The sequence below is a fragment of the Flavobacterium sp. B183 genome (assembly GCF_023539155.1).
In the GTDB taxonomy this organism is placed as follows: domain Bacteria; phylum Bacteroidota; class Bacteroidia; order Flavobacteriales; family Flavobacteriaceae; genus Flavobacterium; species Flavobacterium tructae.
Genome location: NZ_CP097434.1, coordinates 4263386 through 4284969 on the forward strand (window position 1 = coordinate 4263386; position 21584 = coordinate 4284969).

Sequence of the window (21584 nt, forward strand, 5' to 3'; positions counted from 1 at the left end):
AAATTAGATTTTTATCCTTAAAAACCATAATTGATTGTAAAATTTATTCTTTTTTTATAATTGTTTTTGTTATCTGTAATCCTTAAAGATTGATAATCGGACTGTATTTAGGTACTAACATTTTCATCACAGACCATCCTGTCAGGTAACAAATGGCACAAATAGAAAAAATGATAAAATATCCGGCTTCAATTCCTTGAAAACCCATAAATGACATATTGCTTTCTTTGGCATAATCAAACAGCATTCCTGATCCTTTATTGATAAAAGTAGAACCAATGCCTCCGGCCAAACCTCCAATACCAGTGATCGTTGCAATTGCTTTTTTAGGAAACATATCTCCTACAGTCGTAAAAATATTAGCCGACCATGATTGATGAGCTGCACCTGCAATACCAATAATAACAACGGGAATCCAATAACTGATATACCCTAAAGGTTGTGCAATCAGAGCCAACAAGGGAAAGAATGCAAAAATTAGCATTGCTCTCATTCTGCCTTCATAGGGGTTCATTCCTTTCTTCTCTACAAAATAGGTTGGCAGCCAGCCACCAATAATTGACAACAAGGTTATCATATATAAAACGAATAAAGGAAGTGCCGCCTCAGTAGAATCCATACCGTAAACTGAACTTAAGTAAGCCGGGGTCCAGAATAAGAAAAACCACCATACTCCATCAGTCATAAACTTACCAAAAGCAAATGCCCAGGTTTGTTTGTATTTAAAACAATCGACAAAAGAAACTTTGTCTTTGGTTTCCGGTACATACCCCTTTAATTTGCTGTCTGTAATATCATCTTGTTGTATATACTCTAATTCTGCAGCACTTACTTTTGGGTGGTTTTCAGGCTTATCATACATGAAAATCCAAAATCCCATCCAGACAAAACCTAAGGCACCAATGATGATAAAGGCCATTTCCCATCCGAAAGATTCTGCGATAAACGGAATAGATATAGGAGCTGCCAAAGCACCAACAGTAGCACCTGCATTGAAAATACTGGTAGAAAATGCTCTGTCTTTTTTAGGAAAATATTCAGCGGTCGTTTTAATCGCTGCCGGAAAATTTCCTGCTTCACCTACTGCTAAAACAAAACGTGCAAAGATGAACAGCGTAACACTTACATTAATGACCAGTCCGGTATCTTTTACAAGGTGAATTGCCTGCTTGGCGCCCTCGAAACCTACAAACCAGTTCCCACTAATAATTCCGGCTGTGGCAATACCACAAAAAGCATGAAGACAAGCCCCAAAAGACCAGATCCCAATGGCCCACAGAAATCCTCGTTTAGTATCCATCCAATCCACAAATCTACCGGCAAACAGTAATGAAACTGCGTAAAAAATAGAAAACAAGGCGGTTATATTTCCGTAGTCATTATTAGTCCAATGAAACTCAGGCGCGATAAAATCGCTCCACGTTAAAGAAAGTACCTGTCTGTCTAAATAGTTGATAGTGGTTGCAAAAAAAAGCAAGGCACATATACTCCAACGATAACTTCCTGTAGATTTTTTGGATTGGGTCATAATAACTGCATCTGTTTGGTTCATGGTAATGGTTTATTATAAAAGTTGATAGTTTTCCGGCTCATTTAATCTGCTGTTCAAACACGATATAAAAATTACAATACCTATGAATTAAATGCAACAAAATTAAATAAATGTAATCGATTGCACAAATATAGTTTTAAATCTTTATATTCCAAATAAATTATATAAAAATTTAATTTCAACACATAATTAAACAGATCGCTCAAAAAAAATACTTTAAATTACATTTTAAGTAATATATTTGTTAAAAGATATTTTTACAAACTTAACCGTTTTATCTATCAAAATTGTCCAAAAAACTTTCACTTTTGATCAATTCACTGTAATCTTCAGGTTTGTGAAGTAAAAGTCATTTGTTACATTTTTATAAAAGCGTAAAACTGATCCAAAAAAACTTTGTTTTAAAACACTTTTCCAACCCATTTAAATATTACCATAATTCATGAAAAATGTAAAAGAATTACTTCTAACCTTATTTTTATTCACCTTCATGCACACTACTATACATGCACAAAATGAAATTATACCGCTCTGGAATACTATCCCCGATGAAATAAAAGCTACGGAATACAAGGAAAATGAATCTTTTATAAACGGAAAAGTGCAGAGTACAAGTTTAGTTACCGTTCCAACTTTGAGTGTTTTTTTACCTAAACAAAGCAACCCAATCAAACTGCTGTTCTTATTTTTCCGGGAGGAGGATATCAACATTTAGCTATTGATAAAGAAGGCACCAAAGTCGCCAACTGGCTTAATAGCTTGGGAATTGCAGCTTTTGTTGTCAAATACAGATTACCCAGTGATCAAATCATGAAAGACAAAAAGAACGGACCATTACAAGACGCACAGGAAGCCATACGTCACGTAAGGCAAAATGCAATAAAGTACAGCATAGATGTTAACAAAATAGGGATTATTGGCTTCTCGGCCGGAGGGCATTTAGCTTCTACGCTGGCAACACATTACGATGAAGCAACTTATGATTCAAAATCTAAAACAAGTGCACGTCCGGATTTTTCACTTTTAATTTATCCGGTAATCTCCATGCAAAATGAGATTACACACAAAGGCTCGCAAAGTAGTTTACTGGGGAATAATCCCTCACAGGAAGTACGTGATTTTTATTCTAACGAAAAGAAAGTTACTTCAAAAACGCCTCCCGCTTTCCTGATTCATGCCACAGACGACAAAACCGTTTTACCGGAGAACAGTATCAATTACTATCTGGCGCTTAAACGAAACGGGGTTTCAGCTGAATTACATCTTTATGAAAAAGGAGGTCATGGTTTTGGGTTGGGCGTAAATAGTACTAGTAAATTTTGGACCCGAGATTGCGAAGAATGGCTTAAAATTAATGGCTACCTATAATAGTATAGAAAGAATAAAAAAAGGGTCTTTAGATCCGGATAACCCAATAACCAAATCTAAAAACCCTATAAAAATCAGACTCTTTTGTAATCCTGCAAATTCATACAAAGCTTATACCCACGATCAAATGAATAAGTCCAATTTTCATTGTAATTAAAAAAATGTTTCTCCAAAAACAGTTAATTATAACAACCTATTATGCGGTCTAAAAAGGTAAACACAGCATAATTACCCGTTATTATGGCGCGAAATTACAAGCAACTTTAGAGAAATCATTACGGCTTTCCGCATTATGAAAAACTTTTTCCTCCTAAAAATGCTAAGTCATTGACTATCTGAAACACTACAGTTCTAAAATCTTTTGTTTTTTTTAAGGACTAAGAAACTAAGGCTCTGAGATACTAAGACTCGAAGATAATAAGGTTTTAAAAATTTTCGAAGTTTTCTTATTCTAGATTAAGTTATAACAAACTCTTTACTAGTACATTTGCAAAATACAGATTTTTTTTTCTAAGCTATTAAGACGTAAAGTTCCTAAACTTATGGAATCTTAGAACCTTAGTATCTCAACACCTTAGCATCTTAGAAAGAACTCAAAAAACTACTATCTATGAAAACATACGAATTCTTACTGCTTGGAAAAAACCAAGCCATTCTTGAGATTTTGCTCCGATTGGTGAATGCTTATGAAAACTGGAATGCAGTTGGTTTTAATGACGAAAAACTGGCTCAGGATTATTTTCTGAACCACAAAATTGATATTGTACTTTTGAGTTCAGGTATAGAAGATCATATCGAAAAAGAATTTACTTCTTTTTGTTTAAAACAGCAACCTGATGTTGAAGTAATTGAACATTTTGGAGGAGGAAGCGGTCTATTAAAATCAGAAATTGAATATCGATTGCATCTGAAAGGAAAAATTTAGATGCCAACAAATTCTTTAAATTTGCCAAAAACCGAACGCTAAAATGGAAAAGAAATATTCAGTTGTCATTCATCCCTCACCAGAAATAATTGAGGACATCAAAACCATGAAAGAACATCTGGCAACTAAAATTGGCTGGTTCAACAGTAAAAATTCGGTGGCACATATTACGATTTGTGAGTTTACAACTGACGATTCTCAACTGGATAAATTCAAGCAAAAGCTTTTTAATATTTGCGATACCTTTACTCCGTTTCAGGTACATTTGGATGATTTTGGTTCGTACGAAAGTGGTGCTTTTTTCATTGCCCCAAATGAAGAATCAAAAAAAAGCTTACAACCAGTCATGAAAAAGACACAGAAAGCGTTACTTCTTTCCAACCTAAAAAAAAGCAGTGATCCGCATATTTCTATCGGCAGAAAACTAACTCCCGAAAATCTTAAAATCGCATCGCAGCTCTTTACCACAATTGCCATGGATTTTTCCTGTGAAGAAATTATTCTCCGTGAATTAGATCCGGTGAAAAAACAGTTTTTTGTCATCGATACTTTTCCTTTTGGCAGTAATCCACAGCCGGAACTTATACAGGGAACTTTGTTTTAAATGTTTATTGTGAGATGTGAGACGCAAGATGCAAGATGCAAGATACGAGATGTGACCTGAAACTTGAAACCTGAAACTTGAAATTTCCGTATATTTGAATTTTACAAATCATCGTCATGAAATCACTGGATTCTTTTTACAAAGATATTACTGAAGGTTCCTCCGTTGAACCGGGTTCTTTATTGCCCAATGACATCAAAAAAGAGATTGGTCATTTTAATGTATTTAATATCAAAGAGGTTTTAGATCGTCTTCAGGGTAAAGCAATCATGCCTTATGATCGCCGTGCTTACTACAAAATCAGTTTGATTAAAGGAAAAAACAGGGCTGAATACGCCGATAAGATAATTGAAATTGAAAAGCAGGGACTATTATTTGCCACCCCAAAGATTCCGTACAATTATTTACCACAGGATATGAATCAATCCGGGCAGTTTTGCGTGTTTACCAGTGAATTTTTATCAAAAAACAAAAGCGGGATTGATCTGGACGAGCTTCCTATTTTTGCTTCTGACGGGTATCCTATTTTTCAATTAACCGATGAAGAAGTAGCAGAAGTAGAATTGATTTTCAACAAAATACAAAAAGAAATCAATTCCGATTACGTTTACAAATATGATTTAATTCGGAATTACGTCGCCGAACTCATTCACTTCGGACAAAAACTACAGCCAATAACGGCATTGTATTCCAAACACAATTCGGCTGCCAGAGTTTCTTCTTTGTTTGCTGAATTGCTGGAAAGACAATTTCCTATTGAATCTCCAAATCAACGCTTACAGCTCAGAACCGCCAAAGATTTTGCCGAAAGATTATCGGTCCATGTCAATCATCTGAATAAAGTTTTAAAGGAAAATACCGGAAAAACTACAACCGAATTAATCAGCAGCCGTTTGACAAACGAAGCCAAAATCCTTTTAAAACAAACGGACTGGAATATTTCTGAAATTGCCTTCTCCTTAGGATTTGAAGAATTGGCACATTTCTCTAACTTCTTTAAAAAACAAACTTCGTTTACTCCTTTAGCTTTCCGATCTTAAATTCATGATTTGAATTTCGCAAACATCGATTTGATATTTACAATTTCCCCACACTACTTCGCCCCTACCTTTGTCTTATCAATTTAAAACATAAAATAAAATGGCAGTACATACAAAAATTGCTCTGGTAACAGGTGGCAGCAGAGGTTTAGGAAAAAATATGGCGATTGCAATTGCTAAAAAAGGAATCGATGTAATTATTACCTACAACAGTAAAAAAGAAGAAGCTGATTCAGTAGTGAAAGAAATTGAAAGCTTAGGTCAGAAAGCAGCCGCGCTTCAATTAAATGTTGCCGATTCCGGTACTTTTAATCCCTTTTTCAACTCTGTTGCAGAAACTCTGAAAAGTACTTTTAAAACGGATAAGTTTGACTTTTTAGTAAACAATGCCGGAACGGGACTCCACAATTCATTTATGGAAACAACAGAAGCCGAATTTGATCAATTGAGCAATATACATTTTAAAGGCCCCTTCTTCTTAACTCAGAAAGCATTAAACCTTATGAATGATGGTGGCGGAATCGTAAATATCTCAACTGGTCTGGCAAGATTTTCTTTTTCGGGTGCTTCCGCCTATGCCTCTATGAAAGGTGCTATTGAAACGTTAACCAAATACCAGGCAAAAGAATTGGGCGAACGCAAAATCAGAGCCAATGTAGTTGCTCCGGGGGCAATCGAAACCGATTTTGGAGGTGGTGCAGTTCGCGACAACGAACAATTGAACAAAAATATAGCTGCAGTTACCGCTTTAGGAAGAGTTGGATTACCGGACGATATTGGCGGAGTCGTTGCCTTTTTATGTACCGAAGAGGCACGCTGGGTAAATGCACAACGCATTGAGGTTTCAGGCGGAATGAATTTGTAATTTTATCACGTGAGTTTATAATTTAAACCCGACAGGCTTTAAAAACCTGTCGGGTTTGTCATTCTGAGTATATTGAATTAGTAAGAATTCTGTTTTTAATCTTTCTCGATGATTACATCAAAACCTCCGTTTTTATCAAAAACAACGTCATAGAATTTGGCGTTTTTTTGTATTCCGACCTCATAAGTGGTTTTGTTTTTATCGTCTACCACTACTGCCGATTCTTTAATGGCACTGGCAGGATAATTTTTCTTCAGATAGGTTTGTGCTTTTTGCGGCAGCTGATTGAATGGAATTTGCAACTCAAAGGCTTTCAGAACTCCCAAATTATCATAAACCGCCAATGCATTGGTGTTTTTATCTGTTTTGAACTTGGCTTCATACCGAATTTCATCATCATCGTCTCCCACATACTTCAAGGTCCAGACCGGAACTTTACCAGGATATTCTTTCTGAAAAGTAAAAACTACTTTTTCAGGAGGTGTGACAACTTTATCGGGAGAAACTCCACTCTGCCCTATTAAAAAGCTGCTATACAAAAAGGTTATCATCAGGAATATTTTTTTCATGTGCCAAATTTTAAATTAACATCTCTTAAATAACGTATTAAAATTACTACTTTATTCCGAAGAAAAAATGATATTATAAAAAAATGTTAAAATAAACGGTAACAATGTTCTGTGTCAGACGTCTTACGAAAAACCAAAACCTAAAAAATGAAATCTAACCTGAAAAATTTTGAGGCTTCACCGCAGCTTTATGCACGCATAGCCGGGATATTATATTTGGTCATTATCGTCATGGGATTCTTCGCAGAAACATTTGTCAGAAACAAATTGTTTGTGTCTGGGGATGCCACTGCCACCGCTCAAAATATTATGCATTCGCAATTTCTGTGGAAAATTGGCATTACAGCGGATCTTATTATGCAAATTTGCGATCTGCCGGTCATGATTATTCTCTATTATCTTTTAAAGCCGGTAAACCGAAAGCTTGCTCTTTTAAATTTATCGTTCAATTTAATCCAGACTGCCGTTTTAGTCGCCAATAAACTGAATCTTTTAGCGGCATTGTTCTTTCTGGGAGATGCCGAATATTTAAAATCTTTCAGTCCGGATCAGTTACACACCTTATCTTATCTTTCGATTAAGTTACACGATTATGGTTTCGGAATCGGATTGATCTTTTTTGGATTTGTATGTTTACTGGAAGGCTATCTGATCTTTAAATCGGGTTATTTACCAAAGGCAATTGGAGTTTTAATGAGCCTGGCGGGAATTTGTTATCTTACCAATAGTTTCTTCTTAATTCTCATCCCGAAACTTTCAAGTATAATTTTATTGATGCCATGTTTGATTGCCGAATTGTCTCTTAGTTTATGGCTTGTTTTTAAAGGGGTAAAACTGCCTGTCTGGAAACAGCAGTTGGTATAATCAACCTTAATAATGCAATTAATTTAAACACAAAGATTCTAAATGTTGAATAATAATAGCCACAGATTTAAAGGATTAAATCGATTAAAAAATCTGCCAGATCTGCGGGAATTTGTTTTTTTTCACACGCAGATCTGGCAGATTTTGCAGATTTTTTTTAATCCTTTTTAGTAGAAGCTATTACTTTGAAAATCATTCAAACTGTGTAATTACCAAAACTGAAATACAATCAAAAAAGCCTGCCGGAAATTACTCCTGAGCAGGCTTCTTCTTTGAAATAATTGAATTAGTAAGCTCCCTTCATTTCTGTTTTTTCATCAATTTTACTTCTGTTTCAGTCCAATTTTACATCTGTATTATTTCTTTAATCGATCTGATAATTCTCTTTTATAGGTAATACCAATCGGTAATTTTTCGTTTTTAATGACCACAAAATCTTTATCGGTGGCTTCAATTTTATCAAGAGCCACGATATAGGACTTGTGAATGCGCATGAAATTCTTCTCGGGTAGGCATTTCTCCAATTCACTGGTCGTGATAGAGGCCAGATAAGTTCTTTTTATGGTATGTAACTTCACATAATTCCCAAAACTCTGTGCAAACAAAAGCTGATCCAATTCTATCTCAATAAAGTAACCGTCAACCTTCACTGTAACGGAATTGATTACTGCTTCTTCAGTTTTCGCTTTACCATTTTCCGTGGCAAAAAAACGATCGATGGCTTTGAGGAATCTTGGAAAATAAATAGGCTTGAGAAGATAATCTATAACACCGTAATCATAACTTTCAAGGGCATACTCAGAATAAGCGGTGGTTAAAATTGTACTGGGATGCGTTGGAATAATCTTCAGTAATTCCATCCCTGATATCTCCGGCATATTGATGTCCAGAAACATCAAATCAACGGGATGGTCTCTTAAATAATCCATCGCTTCAATACCGTTAAAGCCCTGAAAAACCAATTCTAATTGCGGATTTTGCTTGATGTAATTCGCCAGCACATAATGCGCTGCCGGTTCATCATCGACAATTATACATTTTTTAGGTTCTCTCATTCGACAAACTTTTTCAATTGTACTTTCAAATCTACAATGTAAGTATTCTTATCGTCCTGAATGTCCAATTTATAGGCTTTGCCATAAATCAAATTCAATCGCTCAATGGTATTTTTCAAACCAATCTTAGTCGAAATAACATCCGTTTTTTTCTTTGGAATAGAATTTACTACATGCAAATGCAGTAAACCATTTTCGACTGTAATGATGATTCTCACAAAACATTTTTCAATTGCACAGGTTCCGTGTTTGAATGCATTTTCGATAAACGCAATCAGCAGCATTGGTGATACTTTATAGGCATTTTCATTGTCGATTTTACAGTCGTACGTAATCTCACAGCGATACCCTACCCTTTCTTTTTCCAACTGGACATAACTGTTTATAAACTCGAGTTCGTCTTCCAAAGACACGCATTGTTTGTTATTGCTTTCGAGCTGATACCGCATCAGCTGTGATACTTTCATGATTAAATCAGATGTCCGGTCCGGAAACTCGAGACTAATTCCGTAAAGCGTATTAAAGGTATTAAATAAAAAGTGCGGATTCAATTGTCCTTTTAATGAATTCAATTGCATCTGATTGAACAAAAGAGTCTCATCCGTCTGTCTCTTGTGGATTCTGTAAAACTTAAAAACAATTATCGGGCTCAATATACAAACCAAAGTCCCTAAAACACTGGCCAGTTGATACACATAACTGCGCTGATGAGAGTTTTGGTACAAACGGCAGTTGCTAAACATTTCCAGACTGGTAACCTCATATAAAACAACCGAAAAGAGCAATACTCCCGCCAGTGTCAGAAAAATATAAGTCACAGGGCGTTGTTTTTTAAAAAGTATGGGAAGTAAAAAGAAACGGTTGAATTGAGCGTGTAAGTATAAAATTAAATAGAAAAAAATGCCCATTAAGATGGAGGTAAACGAACTGAACAACATCCAGTCGTTTTTTAAGGTATAAATAGTAAATGAAAAGGCAACAACGGCAATTTCCTGCCACCATTTGTGATCCAATATGTTTTCCAGTTCTTTATTCATTCTTAAAACTTAAATAGTTTACAAATTAACCACATTTTTTTAGTTTTTATTTCCAATAAATGACCAATTGAATTGGTCATTTATAATCGCATTACATCATTTAAGAAAGCTTTTATCCGACCAAGTGAAATAATTTTGAGAGATCAAATTCACACCACTAATTTATATGTACTTCAAAAAAATTACTTTATTAGTTTTCTTGATTTTTGCCTGTGGTAGTTCTGCTCAAACCCTGTCTTTAAAAGAAGCCATAAAAACAGGTTTGGAAAACTACGGTTCCATCAAGGCAAAAAACAATTACACCAATGCGTCACGCGAAAGTCTTAAGCAGTCTAAACGTGATTACCTGCCCAACCTAAACTTATCGGCACAACAGGATTACGGAACTGTAAACGGTCAAAACGGACCTCTTTATGGTTTTGGGGGTCTTGGAGTAGCTTCGTCCGGGCTTCCATTACCGGAACAAAACTGGAATTCGGCATTTGGCGCACTTTATCTGGTCAACATGAACTGGGATTTTTTCACTTTTGGAAAAACACAGGAAAAAATCAATTTATCTAAAATTGATGTTCAGGCCAAAGAAAAAGATCTGAAACAGGAAAAATTCCAACAGGAAATCAAAATTTCTGCCGCTTATCTGAATTTACTCGCAAGTCAGAGATTGTTGATTTCACAGCAAAAAAATCTGGATCGCGCTCAGGTTTTCAAAAAAACAGCCGTAGCAAGAGTTAAAAACGGATTATTAGCCGGAGTCGATTCTACTTTAGCCACTGCCGAAGTATCAAAAGCTAAAATCGCACTGAATCTGGCCAAAAACTTTGTCAAAGAACAAAACAACAAATTGGTCGATCTCATGGGCGTTGCTCCTCAGGATTTTGTAACCGATTCCCTTTTTGTCACTCAGATTCCAAAAGAACTGCTTAAGGAAAATACTGCAACAGACAGTCTTCATCCTTTATTACAATTGTATAAAACAAAAATCGATTACAGCAATCAGCAGGTCAAACTGTACAAAAGATTCTATTATCCAACCATGACTGCTTTTGGTGTTTTGCAAACCAGAGCTTCAGGATTTGACAGTAGTTATGCCACGAATCAGCATGCCTTTACCCGAAATTACTGGGATGGTGTCAATCCGGATCGTACTAATTATTTAGTTGGAATTGGAATTACATGGAATTTAACGACTCCTTTTCGTTCCAACAAGCAAGTCACTGCTCAGAAATTTATTTCTCAGGGACTACAGGAAGAATACAACCAGGCAGACCGTGAGCTGAAATCGCAGTTGAATTTTGCTGAAGATAAAATCAAAATCACTTTAGAGAATTATGCCGAAGCGCCCATTCAGGTAGATGCTGCCAAAAGAGCCTACCTTCAGAAATCGACTTTATACAAAAACGGCTTAACCGATCTGACTGATTTAACGCAGACCATGTACGTTTTAAACCGTGCCGAGATCGATCGTGATATTGTCAATAATAATGTGTGGCAGTCGTACTTACTGAAAGTCGCTGCAACAGGAAATTTTGACCTATTTATAAATGAATTTTAATTATAAAGCCCAATGAATTTAATACGTTTTGCACTCCGCAAGCCCATCTCCATTCTCGTATTGGTTGCGGGTCTCTTTTTCTTCGGAATTGGTGCCATCAGAGACATTAAGGTTGATATTTTACCGAAAATGAATTTGCCGGTTATCTATATTGCGCATCCGTTTGGAGGTTACACACCCGACCAGATGGAAGCTTATTTTGCCAAAAACTACGTCAACGTTTTACCTTTTTCGAATGGTATCAAATCGGTAGAAACCAAAAATATTCAGGGGTTAATGATTATGAAATTAACCTATTATGAAGGAACCAATATGGCACAGGCCGCTGCCGAATTGAGTGCACTATCCAACAGAATCCAGGCGGTTTTTCCTCCGGGAACACAACCTCCTTTTATCATACGTTTTGATGCTTCATCATTGCCAATCGGACAGTTGGTTTTGAGTTCAAAAATCAGATCCAACAACGAATTACAGGATTTAGCCAACGTTTATGTTCGTGCTTCTTTTACTTCGATTCCCGGTTTATTGTCTCCGGCTCCTTTTGGCGGAAGCCCAAGAACTATAGAGGTTAACGTAGATCCGGATTTATTGCGTTCGCACAATATGACACCCGATCAAATTGTCGAAGCCATTCGTTTAAACAATCAGACAGCTCCTTCCGGAAACGTGAGAATGGGCGACAAAAATTATATTACACCTACCAATAATACCATTAAAGAAGTTAAAGATTTTGAGCAGATTCCGTTATTCAAAGGCGGTGTTCAAAACTTAAAATTAGGTGATGTGGCAAGCATAAAAGACGGTGCCGATATTACAGCGGGTTACGCTTTGGTAAACGGAAAACGTTCGGTTTATATCAGTATTGCAAAAGCGGGAGATGCTTCGACCTGGGATGTGGTTCAGAAATTAAAAAAAGAACTTCCTAAAATTCAGAGTACACTTCCCGAAGATGTTAATTTATCTTACGAATTTGACCAGTCGGTTTATGTAATCAACTCCGTTAAAAGTTTGATTACCGAAGGAATTATCGGTGCAGTTTTAACGGGATTAATGGTAATGCTTTTCCTGGGCGACCGTCGTGCTGCTTTAATCGTAATTATGACCATACCAATTTCGATTATCTCCGGAGTTTTATTCCTGAAATTATTCGGACAAACGATCAACTTAATGTCTTTGAGCGGACTAGCGCTTGCTATTGGAATTCTGGTAGACGAAAGTACGGTAACCATCGAAAACATTCACCAGCATCTCGACATGGGAAAACCCAAGGCACTCGCCATTTGGGATGCCTGTCAGGAAATTGCTTTGCCTAAATTATTGATCTTACTGTGTATACTAGCTGTATTTGCGCCGGCATTTACCATGGTGGGGATTCCCGGAGCCTTGTTTCTGCCTTTAGCCTTAGCAATTGGTTTCTCTATGGTTATTTCGTTTTTATTGTCTCAAACCTTTGTGCCGGTAATGGCGAACTGGATGATGAAAGGACACGAAAAACATCCACATGGCCCTGAAATTACTGACGATGAAGCCGAATTTAATGACTGCGGTTTAACTCCCGAATCAGAACAAAATCTGATCACTCAGAAAAAAAGTTATGTAGAAAGAGAAGACACCAATAACAACGGAAAAATAAGTCCTTTTGAGCGTTTCAGAATTCGTTTCATGCGAACTTTAGACCGATTGTTTGTGCACAAAAAAATAACGACCGTTGTTTATTTAGTTTCAGCGACTGTTTTGGCTATTGTTTTAATTGGTTTTATCGGAAAAGATGTTTTTCCAAAAACAAACTCAAGTCAGTTTCAATTAAGAATGCGTGCTGTTGACGGAACGCGATTGGAAAGAACCGAAGAACAAGCCCGAATTGTGCTGAAAGAATTGGAAAAAATGGTAGGTAAAGAGCATATCGGAATTTCTTCTGTTTATGTGGGGCAACACCCTTCCCTGTTCTCGATCAACCCTATTTATCTCTTTATGGCAGGTTCACATGAAGCTGTGTTTCAGGTAAGTTTAAAAGAGTATCATGTCGATATGGATGAGTTTAAAGATGAGTTACGAGCAAGACTGAAAAAAGTTTTACCGGACACTAAACTTTCTTTTGAACCTATCGAATTGACCGATAAAGTATTGAGTCAGGGGTCTCCTACTCCAATTGAAATTCGAATTGCCGGAAAAGACAAAAAACGAAATGAATTATATGCTACTCAGATTGTAAACAAACTAAACGCGATCTCTTATTTCAGAGACGTACAAATTGGTCAGCCGATACATTATCCGGCCATGAACATTAATATTGACAGAACACGTGCCGCCGAATTGGGCGTTGATATGAATGATATTTCACGTTCTCTTATCGCATCGACTTCATCGTCACGTTATACCGAAAAAAATAACTGGGTCGACGAAAAAGCAGGATTGTCCTATTCTGTACAAGTTCAGGTTCCGTTGAATAAAATGAAAAGCAAAACCGATATTGGAGAGATTCCGGTATTGAAAAACTCGCTTCGTCCGGTTTTAAGTGACGTTGCCAAAATTACACCCGGCTTTGTAAGTGGTGAAAATGACAATTTAGGGGCCATGCCATACATTACCGTTACGGCCAACATCAACCAGACCGATTTGGGGACGGCCACAAAAGATGTTGCATCGACCATTAGTTCACTAGGCGAATTGCCTCGTGGTTTATTTATTACTCCAATTGGACTAAGCACGGTATTGAGCGAGACATTAAGCAGTTTACAGACCGGATTATTGGTTGCCGTTTTTGTAATCTTCTTAATGTTGGCCGCTAATTTTCAGTCGTTCAAAGTTTCGCTGGTGATCTTAACCACAGTTCCTGCGGTTGTTTTAGGCGCTTTATTAATGCTGACCTTTACAGGTTCAACGCTTAATTTACAATCTTATATGGGAATCATCATGTCTGTCGGAGTTTCTATTGCCAATGCCGTTTTATTGGTGACCAATGCCGAACAGCTTCGAAAAATAAACGGGAATGCCTTAGAATCTGCGAGAGAAGCCGCTGCACTGCGTCTTCGTCCGATTATCATGACATCGGTTGCGATGATTGCAGGAATGCTCCCAATGGCGATTGGTCACGGCGAAGGAGGTGATCAGGTTTCTCCGTTAGGAAGAGCGGTTATCGGCGGATTGTTATTTTCTACTTTTGCCGTATTGTTGATCCTTCCGCAGATATTTGCATGGGCACAGGAAAAAACATCGACACAATCCGTTTCTTTAGATCCTGAAGACGAAGAAAGTATCCATTATATCTCATCCTTAAGTAAGTCTAAAGTTGGAAAGCCATAAAGTGATAAAGTCATAAAGCCGAAAGTCATAAAGTCGAAAGTTACGATCGTCGCGAAAACACTTCGATAAACTTTTATACTTTCTGAATACTTATAAAAACATATATAAAACCAAAAAATGAAAAATAACATTATAAAATCTACAGCGATACTATTTACAGCTTTAGTTGTACTAAGCTGTGAAAAGAAAAAAGAAGAAGCGCCTAAAGCGGAAATTGAACCTAAAGTAGAAACTTTCCTTTTGGCCAAAGAAAAACTGACTACAGAATTGCGTTTACCGGCAGAATTAACCGGTTTTCAACAAGTAGATTTGTATGCCAAAGTAAGCAGTTTTGTAAAATTGCTGAAAGTAGATATTGGTTCGAAAGTAAAAAAAGGACAGCTTTTAATTGTTCTTGAAGCACCGGAGATCAGTTCGCAATTGGCTGCTGCCGAATCGAGATTAAAATCGATGGAAGCCATTTACGCCACCAGCAAAAGCACCTACAACCGTTTGTACGAAACGAGCAAAGTTGAAGGAACCATTTCTAAAAACGACTTAGAAATGGCCAGCGGAAAGAAAAACTCAGACTACGCGCAATATCAGGCAGCCATCGCGGCACACAAAGAAATCTCGATTATGAGAGGGTACTTAGAAATCCGTGCGCCTTTTGACGGAGTGGTAGCCGCCAGAAATGTCAATCTAGGAACCTTTGTAGGTCCCGCAGGAAAAGGTTCCGATTTGCCTTTGTTGACCATTCAGCAACAGGATAAATTACGTTTGGCAGTTTCGGTACCGGAATTGTACACCGGATATTTACACAATGGTGACGAAATGAGTTTCAATGTAAAATCGCTTCCGGACACTTTTACCGCTAAAATTACCAGAATGTCCGGCGCTTTAGACTTAAAACTGCGTTCTGAAAGAGTCGAAATGGACGTTCACAACACCCAAACCAATCTATTACCCGGAATGGTAGCCGAAGTATTATTACCGCTTAACGCCAAAGACAGTACCTTCGTCATTCCGAAATCGGCATTGGTAAATTCAGCCGAAGGTTTGTTTGTCATCAAAGTCCTGAACCACAAAGCCACCCGCGTTGACGTTAAAAAAGGAAGAGAAATCGACGACAAAGTGGAAGTCTTTGGAGATTTAAACCTAAAAGATAAACTGGTAAAAATTGCCAGCGAAGAAACTAAAGATGGGGATGTTATAAACGAGTAACCTGCGTTTAGTCTTTATTTTAGTGATTAACAATTACTGTACGTATTTTTAGGAATGTAAAATTAAAATTTGCATTAGGACAGCTCTCATTGATTTGGGGGCTGTTTTTTTTATTCCTATTAATCTCTCTTTATAATTACAATATTTTTCTCAAAAAATAAATCAGGTATTAATACTCGCTTTTTTCGTTCAATTAATTATTAAACTTGTTCCGAATGAATTATAGACTAAATATGGTTTTCCGTAAAAAGTATATATCTGGAGTATTTACATTTGTTTCAATCATTACATAAACACTTAAAAATCATTGAATTATTGACAAATATGAAAAAAGTAACAATAAAAGAACTAATTGAGTTTCGAGAAAAAAATGATAGAACCAAAATCACTTTTGTTAAAAATCTTCATAAAGAGAAAATAAAATCTGAAGGAAATTCTGGCGGTGATTACTGGATAAGTTGCCTAAGTGCCATTAGAAATACTTTTAAGAGTGATAATATAGATTTACTAGACGAAAAAATCAAACTATTACAAGACAAAATTAGAATAGAAGAACATGATAAGAATAAAAATCAGTTTCAAAAAAATCTTGATATTGTAAATAATTTTAAAGACTATGATTTTCAACACTTAAAGCCTAATGTTGATTTGAATTATTTAACTCAACCAAAAGATCAAGCAATAATCACTATTAAAAAATTTCCGATTGAAGCTAAACCTTGTCATATTTATACATTTTCAAACAATGGTAGTGAGGAAATTGCAGGGATTTGGTTCATAGCCCAAAAAGAAGGATTCAAAAAAAGTGAATTAGGAATGTTTACTGACATGATTTATCGATATCTTGATAAGTATTATTCAAAGGAATTTTATATAAATCCTGATTATTGCATTGCGGTTGACTTATTTAATGGACATGAAGTAAACTATTCTCAAATAAAAAGTGGTAAAATTCCAATTTTGATTGAATCGACATTGGATGATTTGAAGAAATTTGATAATTGATCTTGAGAACTAATATTATACCTGAGTTAATATAAATTCAATGCAGATAACAAAAAAAATAATTCAAAAAAAAGTAATTTACTTATTTCTAATATTTTCTCTTCTCCAAAGCAATTCAATATTTGCTGGACGATGCTCAGGCTCCTCAAATTGTAACGCGTGTTCAAGCTGTAATTATTGTGGTCATTGTAATAGTGGAGGCAGTTGTGGAGTCTGTGGCGGAGGTAGTTCTTCAAGTTTTGGAAAATGGATGTTAATAGGATTCGGAATTTTTATAGCAATTGGATTTTTTAGTGATAATAATAAAAAGAAATAAATGATTAAAGAAATAGATTCAGAAATAACAAAACAACTTTATTTAATTAAGGCATTTAGCAATGAACTTCATTTTAAAGAGATATGTCAATTTGAATTAAATGAAAAATTAGACAATATTCCATGGGATATTCTAAATCATCCCGGTATTTATCTAATAGAAGTAAGAAATAATGAAAAATTTAAAATATATGAAGAATGGGTTAATGATTTTAAATTTAGATGGGAAAACGAAGATTATGTCAAAAAGTTTACTCTAAATTTTAAATTGAAAAGAATCAAAGCTCACAATGAATTAAAAGAATGGATTCCATTGTATATTGGGAAGTCTAAAAACATTAAATCGAGATTGCATGGTCATATTTATAAGGAACTGAGCAAAACAACTTTTGCTATGAAACTTTTAGCAAGAGAAAATATGAAAAAAGAAATTTTTAGAATTAGTATAATAAATCTTGAGTTAACAAATTATGACGCTATAGTTCCAGTTATCGAAAATCAATTAAGAAATAGAATAAATCCACTAATTGGTAAACAATAAATACAAAACCTCGACCTTAAAAAGCCGAGGTTTTTCATTTTATAAATTCTACTCCTCACACAAATAAGGATTCAAAATCTCCGCCAGTTCATTCAGCCAATAAAAGCTATTTTCTAGACTAGCTCTTTCTTTTTCAAGAGTTTCGTGTTCTCTGATGACTCCTAAAGCTAGTATGTGATTGGCTTGTCTTATGGCTTTTGCCATTTCGGTGGGATCGATGGTGTGATTAAAAAAATCAATAAGCCTTGTTTCGGCTTCTTTGGAAAAGGTGTTTGTTTTCATAATTTGAAGAATTTAAGAAAAAACCCTCATGCCTTAGTAGTCTTACGCTTCTTCACGGCGTCAAAGCTCTTTCGAAACTTTACTACATAGCACAAGGGCAAATTTTATTTTATCTTAATTGTGAAGATTTAAGAACTTCAAATATAAGAAAAATCATCTAAAAAAGAAAGATTTTTCTTTCAATAAATTACATTCTTTTATCAAATATAAGAAATCTATATTTCGGTAAGCATTTATCGCATTTTTGTCATTTGTCAGGTCCTGAAAAAAATTACATCTATTTCTCATGAAGTCCCAACGGGGCGAAATATTTATAAAAAAAAATCACCCCATTTCAAAAAAAAACTGCGGGGTGAAATCTTATTTAGCAAATGTCGCTCCGCCGGAGCTTTTGGTACGGCACGTTTTATGAATCTAGAAATATTTCATTCCTACGGAATTTTTTCGCAATGTTGTCATTTCGGAAACTTGAAACCTGAAACCTGAAACTTGAAACTTGAAACATTAAAACAAACACCTAAAACACTACGATTCTGCCACTTAAAGAACCATTTCTTTAAAATTTCTCAAAAATAATTCACTAGAAAATTGCGAAACCGAATAGTTGCACGTATATTTGCAACCAATTGGTTTCTTAATTAAAATCAGAATAGTATGAGACGCGACATTTTCCAAGCCATAGCCGACCCGACAAGAAGGTCAATTCTAACGCTGATCGCTGTACAGGCAATGACACCAAATGCCATTGCGGAGAACTTCAACGCCTCCCGACAATCGGTATCGAAGCACCTTCGCATACTGGTAGAATGTGATTTGCTTAAACAGGAACAACAAGGCCGGGAAATTTATTATTCACTTGAAATTGAAAAAATGAAAGAGATTGATCAATGGTTAGAGCAATTCAGAGCCATTTGGGAAACCAAATTCAATCAGCTTGACGAACTATTAGTAACGCTTAAAAAACAGAACAAATGAAAAACGATTTGCAATTTGATTTTACCGTAGACAAAGCCACCAAAACGGTAATCATAAACCGAGAATTTAATGCAGAACTTCCACTGGTTTGGGATGCTTTTACAAAACCGGAACTTCTCGATCAATGGGTAGCTCCAAAACCCTGGTCGTCTAAAACCAAACACATGACATTTGAAGTTGGCGGACGCAGATTCTACGCCATGGTAAGTCCCGAAGGATTCGAACGCTGGGCGGTTCAGGAATACACTTCGATTACGCCAAAGACGAATTTTAAGATGTTCAATACTTTTGCAGACCAAAATGAAAACCGCGAACTGCCGGGCTCCAACTGGGATCATAGCTTTAGTGAACAAAACGGCATTACCAAGGTGAGCATCACCATTGTAAATGAATCACTGGAACGTCTGGAAAAAATGATTGAAATGGGCTTCGAACAAGGTTTCAAAATGAGCATCGACAACCTGGAACAATTACTAAAAACTTTATCAGAATAATAATAAAGAAACGCTGATTGCGCGGGTTCGTTTCACGAAAACGCGGATCAACGCGGATTTTTACGGTAGTAATATTTTTAAAACATTAATTAACTTCTACCTAATAATATAAAAAAATCTGTGTTGATCCGCGTTTTCGCAGAGCGAATCAGTACCATCCGTGTGCTTTGTGCGTTCCAACTACACAGAACAGAAATTCACTCACAGTACCCCAAAATGTAATAACAGAACAAATCTGCAAGCCTTCTTTGATCAACTTCATGAAATAAATCTTACTTTTGATTAAACACTATCCTCAATATGGTTTCGATAAAAACATTCGATCAGGCGACAGATTTAGAACAACCCAGACGCGTTTTAAAATATGTACTTGTGTATTGTACTTCGGGTTCGACTGTTATTTCTGTAGATGAAAACGAATTTACATTAACCCAAAATGCTGTTGTTACCATTACTTCCGGTCAGATTCATTATTTTAAAAACATCGGGAATGCCACGGGATTTGTTTTAGAATTTACCTATAATTTTTTCTGTAAAGACGATACGGATATGGAATTGATTTTCCATAACGGACTGTTTTGCCACTTCGCCATGAATGAAATGATTGTGGTGGACAATAGCCCGTTTGTTATTCAGGAATTAGAAACGATAGGCAAAGAATTACTACAAATGCCTTATCAATACCTCACCTCTATTCACAGCCGAATTGAATTGATATTGATTGAAATCAACCGAACTAAAATTAATCGCGGGGATGAAATCTACAAACCCGATGCGCTGTTTCTTCACTTTCTGGAAGCGATTTTACAAAACTTCGACAAAAACCTTTCTGTAAACGAAATCGCTGTTCTGATAGGTACAACAGAATCGAAACTAAACGAACTTTCGAAACTGCATACCAATAAAACGGCTCAAAATGTAATTTTCGGATTGATCATTTCCGAAGCCAAACGCCTTTTTACTTATGAGAAACTATCGGTAAAAGAAGTCGCTTATGCTTTAGGGTTTAATGATCCTTTTTACTTCTCTAATTTCTTCAAAAAACACACCAACACTTCCCCAAAAGCCTATAAAGAAAATACTGCACATTCGTAATTTCACCCAATTCATCGTTTTTAACGTCTGCTTTTTCAATTGATTACATGCTTTTTCGAGGATTCTCTATTCTTTAGCAACACTGCCTTCCGCATCTTTGTATTGTAATAATTAAGCAATCAAAAAGATGAAAAAAAATCAGAAATATGCCGTTTTGCTTTTGCGTGTTGCCTTAGCAGCAGGTTTTTTATCCGCCGTTTCAAGTCGGTTAGGATTGTGGGGAACGCAATCTTCGGGTTGGGAAAACTTTCTAACCTATACCGAACAAGTAAATTCTTTTGTTCCTAAAAACTGGATTCCAACTATTGCTATTGCATCGACAATTTTGGAAACACTATTGGCTCTACTCCTGCTCATAGGCTATCAAACGAAATTTGTGGCTGTTGGCGCTGCCATATTAACTTTTGGCTTCGCACTTGCCATGACTTATTCTTTCGGAGTAAAAGAACCTTTAGATTATTCTGTATTTACCTTTTCTATGGCAGCTTTTCTTTTGTCAACTGTAGAAAAATACCACTGAAGTTTAGATGAAATCTTTTCGAAAAATAAAACAAACTAAAAAATTACTAAAATGGAAAAACAAATCACAAGAAGCAGCGAAAAAGACTGGAAAGTTCTAATGGAAGAAGGCGTAAAAACGGATGGCATCTTTGCCAAGTCCTTATACTTTGACCCCACTACAAACAGACCCACTGTTTTTTTACTCAAATTTGAAGCGGGTGCCTCCTACCCTAATCATGTTCATCCTGCCGGAGAAGAAATTTATGTGCTTGAAGGCGAAGTCCGCTCGGGAAAAGACGAATTAAAAACAGGCGATTATCTGTACATGCCACCGGGAAGCAGTCACTCTGTATTTTCTAAAACCGGTTGTGTGTTACTGTTTAAAGTTCCGGAGGAAGTTGTAATACTTAAATAAACAGATCTCACATCTCACATTTTC

General features: G+C 36.0%; 22 protein-coding genes. 17 read left to right on the forward strand and 5 right to left on the reverse strand.

Annotated features, from left to right (window positions below):
- Positions 1-82 precede the first annotated feature (82 nt).
- Positions 83-1552: an MFS transporter gene (locus tag M4I44_RS17600; protein ID WP_017495607.1), complete on the reverse strand. Its 1470-nt coding sequence runs from the start codon at positions 1550-1552 to the stop codon at positions 83-85.
- A gap of 442 nt (positions 1553-1994) precedes the next feature.
- Here M4I44_RS17600 and M4I44_RS17605 point away from each other — a divergent pair, with 442 nt between their 5' ends.
- From M4I44_RS17605 to M4I44_RS17630, 6 genes are all read left to right on the forward strand, one after another.
- Entirely contained in the window at positions 1995-2267 is a 273-nt protein-coding gene (locus tag M4I44_RS17605; RefSeq protein WP_249965577.1) for a hypothetical protein, read from the forward strand.
- A 2-nt stretch (positions 2268-2269) separates the two neighbouring features.
- On the forward strand, positions 2270-2920 hold the full coding sequence (locus M4I44_RS17610; protein ID WP_249967427.1) for an alpha/beta hydrolase: 651 nt from the start codon (positions 2270-2272) through the stop codon (positions 2918-2920).
- A gap of 610 nt (positions 2921-3530) precedes the next feature.
- Positions 3531-3845 carry a hypothetical protein gene (locus tag M4I44_RS17615; RefSeq protein ID WP_017495605.1) on the forward strand — a complete coding sequence of 105 codons (315 nt, stop codon included), beginning with the start codon at positions 3531-3533 and terminating at the stop codon, positions 3843-3845.
- Between the two features lie 43 nt (positions 3846-3888).
- Complete coding sequence (locus tag M4I44_RS17620) at positions 3889-4449, forward strand: 2'-5' RNA ligase family protein (protein ID WP_249965578.1); 561 nt, start codon at positions 3889-3891, stop codon at positions 4447-4449.
- Between the two features lie 116 nt (positions 4450-4565).
- On the forward strand, positions 4566-5489 hold the full coding sequence (locus M4I44_RS17625; RefSeq protein WP_249965579.1) for an AraC family transcriptional regulator: 924 nt from the start codon (positions 4566-4568) through the stop codon (positions 5487-5489).
- A 100-nt stretch (positions 5490-5589) separates the two neighbouring features.
- Complete coding sequence (locus M4I44_RS17630; protein WP_249965580.1) at positions 5590-6354, forward strand: SDR family NAD(P)-dependent oxidoreductase; 765 nt, start codon at positions 5590-5592, stop codon at positions 6352-6354.
- 95 nt (positions 6355-6449) lie between these two features.
- Here M4I44_RS17630 and M4I44_RS17635 read toward each other — a convergent pair whose 3' ends face one another.
- Positions 6450-6923: a hypothetical protein gene (locus tag M4I44_RS17635; protein WP_249965581.1), complete on the reverse strand. Its 474-nt coding sequence runs from the start codon at positions 6921-6923 to the stop codon at positions 6450-6452.
- Positions 6924-7070: 147 nt separating this feature from the next.
- Between M4I44_RS17635 and M4I44_RS17640 the strand changes: the two genes are divergently transcribed.
- The gene (locus M4I44_RS17640; protein ID WP_249965582.1) at positions 7071-7787 is read left to right on the forward strand and encodes a DUF4386 domain-containing protein; all 717 of its coding nucleotides are present in this window, start codon (positions 7071-7073) and stop codon (positions 7785-7787) included.
- A 356-nt stretch (positions 7788-8143) separates the two neighbouring features.
- Here M4I44_RS17640 and M4I44_RS17645 read toward each other — a convergent pair whose 3' ends face one another.
- Positions 8144-8842 (reverse strand): LytTR family DNA-binding domain-containing protein, encoded by a 699-nt coding sequence (locus M4I44_RS17645; RefSeq protein ID WP_017495599.1) that lies wholly within the window; start codon positions 8840-8842, stop codon positions 8144-8146.
- Positions 8839-9879 (reverse strand): sensor histidine kinase, encoded by a 1041-nt coding sequence (locus tag M4I44_RS17650; protein WP_017495598.1) that lies wholly within the window; start codon positions 9877-9879, stop codon positions 8839-8841. The genes M4I44_RS17645 and M4I44_RS17650 overlap by 4 nt, the downstream gene beginning before the upstream one ends.
- 166 nt (positions 9880-10045) lie before the next feature.
- Between M4I44_RS17650 and M4I44_RS17655 the strand changes: the two genes are divergently transcribed.
- From M4I44_RS17655 to M4I44_RS17675, 5 genes are all read left to right on the forward strand, one after another.
- Positions 10046-11431: a TolC family protein gene (locus tag M4I44_RS17655; protein ID WP_249965583.1), complete on the forward strand. Its 1386-nt coding sequence runs from the start codon at positions 10046-10048 to the stop codon at positions 11429-11431.
- Positions 11432-11443: 12 nt separating this feature from the next.
- Entirely contained in the window at positions 11444-14734 is a 3291-nt protein-coding gene (locus tag M4I44_RS17660) for an efflux RND transporter permease subunit (protein WP_249965584.1), read from the forward strand.
- Positions 14735-14851: 117 nt separating this feature from the next.
- Positions 14852-15937, forward strand: coding sequence for an efflux RND transporter periplasmic adaptor subunit (locus M4I44_RS17665; protein ID WP_202704009.1), 1086 nt, complete (start codon positions 14852-14854; stop codon positions 15935-15937).
- A 324-nt stretch (positions 15938-16261) separates the two neighbouring features.
- Complete coding sequence (locus tag M4I44_RS17670; RefSeq protein WP_089076464.1) at positions 16262-16942, forward strand: hypothetical protein; 681 nt, start codon at positions 16262-16264, stop codon at positions 16940-16942.
- Positions 16943-17258: 316 nt separating this feature from the next.
- Positions 17259-17798 (forward strand): hypothetical protein, encoded by a 540-nt coding sequence (locus tag M4I44_RS17675; protein ID WP_249965585.1) that lies wholly within the window; start codon positions 17259-17261, stop codon positions 17796-17798.
- 48 nt (positions 17799-17846) lie between these two features.
- On the opposite strand, the gene M4I44_RS17680 is transcribed toward M4I44_RS17675, so the two are convergent.
- Positions 17847-18080, reverse strand: a complete 234-nt coding sequence (locus tag M4I44_RS17680; protein WP_249965586.1) for a hypothetical protein — start codon at positions 18078-18080, stop codon at positions 17847-17849.
- Between the two features lie 654 nt (positions 18081-18734).
- On the opposite strand from M4I44_RS17680, the gene M4I44_RS17685 reads away from it, so the two are divergent.
- The 5 genes from M4I44_RS17685 to M4I44_RS17705 all read left to right on the forward strand — a co-directional run bounded on the left by M4I44_RS17685 (position 18735) and on the right by M4I44_RS17705 (position 21560).
- Positions 18735-19055, forward strand: a complete 321-nt coding sequence (locus M4I44_RS17685) for a helix-turn-helix transcriptional regulator (protein WP_089076467.1) — start codon at positions 18735-18737, stop codon at positions 19053-19055.
- Positions 19052-19549 carry an SRPBCC domain-containing protein gene (locus tag M4I44_RS17690; protein WP_249965587.1) on the forward strand — a complete coding sequence of 166 codons (498 nt, stop codon included), beginning with the start codon at positions 19052-19054 and terminating at the stop codon, positions 19547-19549. Before M4I44_RS17685 ends, M4I44_RS17690 begins: the two co-directional genes overlap by 4 nt.
- Before the next feature lie 300 nt (positions 19550-19849).
- Positions 19850-20644 (forward strand): AraC family transcriptional regulator, encoded by a 795-nt coding sequence (locus M4I44_RS17695; RefSeq protein ID WP_249965588.1) that lies wholly within the window; start codon positions 19850-19852, stop codon positions 20642-20644.
- A 127-nt stretch (positions 20645-20771) separates the two neighbouring features.
- Positions 20772-21164: a MauE/DoxX family redox-associated membrane protein gene (locus M4I44_RS17700; protein WP_249965589.1), complete on the forward strand. Its 393-nt coding sequence runs from the start codon at positions 20772-20774 to the stop codon at positions 21162-21164.
- Positions 21165-21215: 51 nt separating this feature from the next.
- Positions 21216-21560: a cupin domain-containing protein gene (locus M4I44_RS17705; RefSeq protein WP_249965590.1), complete on the forward strand. Its 345-nt coding sequence runs from the start codon at positions 21216-21218 to the stop codon at positions 21558-21560.
- The last annotated feature ends 24 nt before the right edge of the window (positions 21561-21584 follow it).

Excerpts from the sequence above, each read along its gene's own strand:
- M4I44_RS17600 (WP_017495607.1), bottom strand. The coding sequence starts at position 1,552 with ATGAACCAAACAGATGCAGTTATTATGACCCAATCCAAAAAATCTACA.
- M4I44_RS17605 (WP_249965577.1), top strand. The coding sequence starts at position 1,995 with ATGAAAAATGTAAAAGAATTACTTCTAACCTTATTTTTATTCACCTTC.
- M4I44_RS17615 (WP_017495605.1), top strand. The coding sequence starts at position 3,531 with ATGAAAACATACGAATTCTTACTGCTTGGAAAAAACCAAGCCATTCTT.
- M4I44_RS17620 (WP_249965578.1), top strand. The coding sequence starts at position 3,889 with ATGGAAAAGAAATATTCAGTTGTCATTCATCCCTCACCAGAAATAATT.
- M4I44_RS17625 (WP_249965579.1), top strand. The coding sequence starts at position 4,566 with ATGAAATCACTGGATTCTTTTTACAAAGATATTACTGAAGGTTCCTCC.
- M4I44_RS17630 (WP_249965580.1), top strand. The coding sequence starts at position 5,590 with ATGGCAGTACATACAAAAATTGCTCTGGTAACAGGTGGCAGCAGAGGT.
- M4I44_RS17635 (WP_249965581.1), bottom strand. The coding sequence starts at position 6,923 with ATGAAAAAAATATTCCTGATGATAACCTTTTTGTATAGCAGCTTTTTA.
- M4I44_RS17640 (WP_249965582.1), top strand. The coding sequence starts at position 7,071 with ATGAAATCTAACCTGAAAAATTTTGAGGCTTCACCGCAGCTTTATGCA.
- M4I44_RS17645 (WP_017495599.1), bottom strand. The coding sequence starts at position 8,842 with ATGAGAGAACCTAAAAAATGTATAATTGTCGATGATGAACCGGCAGCG.
- M4I44_RS17650 (WP_017495598.1), bottom strand. The coding sequence starts at position 9,879 with ATGAATAAAGAACTGGAAAACATATTGGATCACAAATGGTGGCAGGAA.
- M4I44_RS17655 (WP_249965583.1), top strand. The coding sequence starts at position 10,046 with ATGTACTTCAAAAAAATTACTTTATTAGTTTTCTTGATTTTTGCCTGT.
- M4I44_RS17660 (WP_249965584.1), top strand. The coding sequence starts at position 11,444 with ATGAATTTAATACGTTTTGCACTCCGCAAGCCCATCTCCATTCTCGTA.
- M4I44_RS17665 (WP_202704009.1), top strand. The coding sequence starts at position 14,852 with ATGAAAAATAACATTATAAAATCTACAGCGATACTATTTACAGCTTTA.
- M4I44_RS17670 (WP_089076464.1), top strand. The coding sequence starts at position 16,262 with ATGAAAAAAGTAACAATAAAAGAACTAATTGAGTTTCGAGAAAAAAAT.
- M4I44_RS17675 (WP_249965585.1), top strand. The coding sequence starts at position 17,259 with ATGATTAAAGAAATAGATTCAGAAATAACAAAACAACTTTATTTAATT.
- M4I44_RS17680 (WP_249965586.1), bottom strand. The coding sequence starts at position 18,080 with ATGAAAACAAACACCTTTTCCAAAGAAGCCGAAACAAGGCTTATTGAT.
- M4I44_RS17685 (WP_089076467.1), top strand. The coding sequence starts at position 18,735 with ATGAGACGCGACATTTTCCAAGCCATAGCCGACCCGACAAGAAGGTCA.
- M4I44_RS17690 (WP_249965587.1), top strand. The coding sequence starts at position 19,052 with ATGAAAAACGATTTGCAATTTGATTTTACCGTAGACAAAGCCACCAAA.
- M4I44_RS17695 (WP_249965588.1), top strand. The coding sequence starts at position 19,850 with ATGGTTTCGATAAAAACATTCGATCAGGCGACAGATTTAGAACAACCC.
- M4I44_RS17700 (WP_249965589.1), top strand. The coding sequence starts at position 20,772 with ATGAAAAAAAATCAGAAATATGCCGTTTTGCTTTTGCGTGTTGCCTTA.
- M4I44_RS17705 (WP_249965590.1), top strand. The coding sequence starts at position 21,216 with ATGGAAAAACAAATCACAAGAAGCAGCGAAAAAGACTGGAAAGTTCTA.